Here is a 3,408-nt window from a genome sequence, read left to right as displayed (position 1 = left end):
CGAGCTGCTTGAGCAGGTGCGCCAGACCAGCCTGGAGGCTTACCAGCACCAGGACGTGCCCTTCGAGCACCTGGTGGAAGTGCTCAACCCGAACCGCTCCACCGCCCACCACCCCCTCTTCCAGGTGATGTTCGGGCTGCAGAACGCCCCCGAGGGGCAGTTCGACCTGTCCGGGCTGCGGGTCGGCGTCGAAGGCGTGGATCTCGGCATCGCCCGGCTCGACCTCTCGGTCAACGTGATCGAACGGCACCGCGAGAACGGCGCGGCGGCCGGGGTGGACGTGCTGGCCGAGTACGCGGTTGACCTGTTCGACCAGAGCACCATCGAGGACCTGCTGTCCCGCTGGGCGCGGCTGCTCGGCGCGGTGCTGGCCGACCCAGCCCTCCCGATCAGCCAGGTGCCGCTGCTGGACCGGGCGGAGTCCGAGCGGACGCTGGTGACATGGAACGACACCGCGCGTCCTGTGCCCGCCGCCACCGTCCCCGAACTCTTCGCCGCGCAGGCGGTCAGGACCCCCGACCGGATCGCGGTGGCTTCGCTGAGCTACGCGGAGCTGGACCGGCGGTCCAACCGGCTGGCCCGCTGGCTGATCGAGAACGGCGTTCGCCAGGACACCTACGTGGCTCTGGTGCTGCCACGGTCGGTGGAGTTGGTGGTGGCGGTGCTCGCGGTATGGAAGGCCGGAGGCGCCTACGTGCCCGTCGATCCGGCGTTCCCGCACGAGCGGATCAGCACCCTCCTCGCGGACGTCCAGCCGGTGCTGGTGCTCCGCGAGCTGCCCGAGGTGGCCGAGCATGAGGCCGGACCCGTGTCGTGTCCCGCGGTGCCGGCGAACGCGGCGTACGTGATCTACACCTCCGGCTCGACAGGGACTCCCAAGGGCGTGGTGGTCAGCCACGGCAACATCGTGAACCTGGCCGTGGACCACATCGAGCGCCTCGGCGTTGACCAGCACAGCAGTATGAGGCAACTGGTCTCGCCGAGCTTTGACGTGTCCGTCGCCGACCTGGTGGTCACTCTGCTCAGCGGCGCCGAACTGGTGCTGGGGGAGGGCGACGCGACCCACGCGCACGTGACGCCCGCGCTGATGGAAACGTTGCCCGAGCTGCCGAGCCTGCGCTGCATGGTGACCGGTGGCGAGGCGCTGTCCGCCGCGGCGGCCGACCGCTGGACAGAGCGGGTCCGGCTGTTCAACGCGTACGGCCCGACCGAGACCACCGTCATCGCGACCATCGGCGCCTGGCCGACCATCGGCACGCCGATCGCGAACTACCGAGTCTACGTGCTGGACGAGGCGCTACGGCCGGTGCCGGTCGGCGTACCGGGCGAGTTGTACGTGGCCGGGGCCGGGGTGGCCCGCGGATACGTGAACCGGCCCGCGATGACCGCGGAACGGTTCGTGGCGTGCCCGTTCGCCGCCGGGGAGCGGATGTACCGCACCGGTGACCTGGCGCGCTGGACCGCCGCGGGCCAGTTGCTGTTCGTCGGGCGAGCCGACGAGCAGGTGAAGATCCGCGGCTTCCGAGTCGAACCGGGCGAGGTGGAGGCGGTGCTGGCCGCGCATCCCGCCGTACGGCAGGCCGTGGTGGTCGCCCACGATGAGCGACTGGTCGGCTACTTCGTGCCCGCCACCGAGGTGGAGCCCGCCGAGCTCCGCGGCCATCTGGCGGAACGGATGCCGGACTACATGGTTCCGGCGGCGTTGGTGCCGCTTGACGCGGTGCCGGTGACACCGAACGGGAAGGTCGACCGGCGGGCGCTGCCCGAGCCGGAGTTCGCCGGCAGCGGCGAGTTCCGGGGCCCGCGCACCCCGGCAGAAGAGGTGCTGTGCGGGCTGTTCGCCGGGCTCCTGGATGTCGACCGGGTCGGCGTCGATGACAGCTTCTTCGAGCTCGGCGGGCATTCGCTGCTCGCCACCCGGCTGGTGGCCAGGATCCGGTCCGCGTTCGGGGCCGAGGTGCCGATCGCGGCCGTCTTCGAGACCCCGACCGTGGCAGGTCTGGCCGCGAGGATGGGCGCCGCCGCGGAGGCGCAGGACCGGCCCGCGTTGCTGGCGCGGCCGCGGCCCGAGGTGGTGCCGTTGTCGTTCGCGCAGCGCCGCTTGTGGTTCCTGCACCGCATGGAGGGGCCGAGCGCGACATACAACATGCCGCTGGTCCTGCGCCTGAGCGGGACGCTGGACCCGCAGATCCTGCGGGCCGCGCTGGCCGACGTGATCGGCAGGCACGAGGCGCTGCGTACGGTCTTCGCCGAGGTCGACGGCGAGCCGGCGCAGCAGGTGGTGGACGCGGCCAGGATCGACTTCGGCTGGCAGGTACGTCAGGTCACCGCGCAGAGCCTGGCCGAGGAGCTGCACGAGGCGGTTCGGTACGCCTTCGACCTGGCCCATCAGATCCCGGTCCGCGGCACCCTCTTCGACTGCGGCGGCGACGAGCACGTGCTGCTGGTGCTGCTCCATCACATCGCCGGGGACGCCTGGTCGATGGCCCCCCTGGCAGAAGACCTGCTCACCGCCTACACCGCGCGCACGGCGGGGAAGGCGCCGGAGTGGGAGCCGCTGCCGGTGCAGTACGCCGACTACACCTTGTGGCAGCAGCAGGCGCTGGGCACCGATCAGGACCCGGACAGCGTTCTCGCCCGGCAGGTGGACTACTGGACCCGGCAGCTCGCGGGGCTGCCCGAGCAGCTCAGTCTGCCCACGGACCGGCCCCGCCCGCTGGTGCCGTCGTACCGGGGCTCCTACCTCAGCTTCCAGCTCGACGCCGGACTGCACCGGGGGATACTCCAGCTGGCCCGGGAATCCGGCGCCACGGTGTTCATGGTGTTGCAGGCCGCCACGGCGGCCCTGCTGACCCGGCTGGGCGCCGGGACCGACATCCCGCTGGGAGCGCCGATCGCGGGCCGGACCGAGCAGGCGCTGGACGACCTGGTCGGGTTCTTCGTCAACACGCTCGTGCTGCGGACCGACACCTCCGGCGACCCCACCTTCGCCGAGCTGCTGGGCCGGGTCCGCCGCACCAGCCTGGACGCCTACGCCCACCAGGACGTGCCCTTCGAATACCTGGTGGAAAGGCTCAACCCGAACCGCTCCACCGCCCACCACCCGCTCTTCCAGGTGATCGTGGGACTGCAGAACGCCGCCGCGGCGGACTTCGCCCTGCCCGGCCTCCGGGTCGGACTGGAGCAGATCGACCTGGACGTGTCCAAGGTCGACTTCGAGATCAGCGCCATGGAACACCACGACGACACCGGCATGCCCGCCGGTATCGAGGCGCTGGCGCAGTATTCGACGGATTTGTTCGATCGGGAGACGGTCGAGGCGCTGGTGGCGCGGTGGGTGCGGTTGCTGGAGCAGGTGGTGGCCGATCCGGCGCGGCGGATTGGGCAGGTGGATGTCCTGGCTGAGGG

General features: G+C 71.2%; 1 protein-coding gene. It reads left to right on the top strand.

Features of this window, described 5'->3' with window-relative positions; genetic code table 11:
* Positions 1-16 precede the first annotated feature (16 nt).
* Positions 17-3,408 (top strand): amino acid adenylation domain-containing protein (locus tag ACTWQA_RS58665; protein ID WP_443167440.1); only part of this gene is annotated, 3,392 nt, incomplete at its 3' end.

It is taken from the genome of Nonomuraea sp. 10N515B (genome assembly GCF_052245915.1).
Classification (GTDB): domain Bacteria; phylum Actinomycetota; class Actinomycetes; order Streptosporangiales; family Streptosporangiaceae; genus Nonomuraea.
The sequence above is the reverse complement of the archived record's forward strand: the minus strand, read 5'-3'. Positions and strand labels throughout refer to the sequence as shown.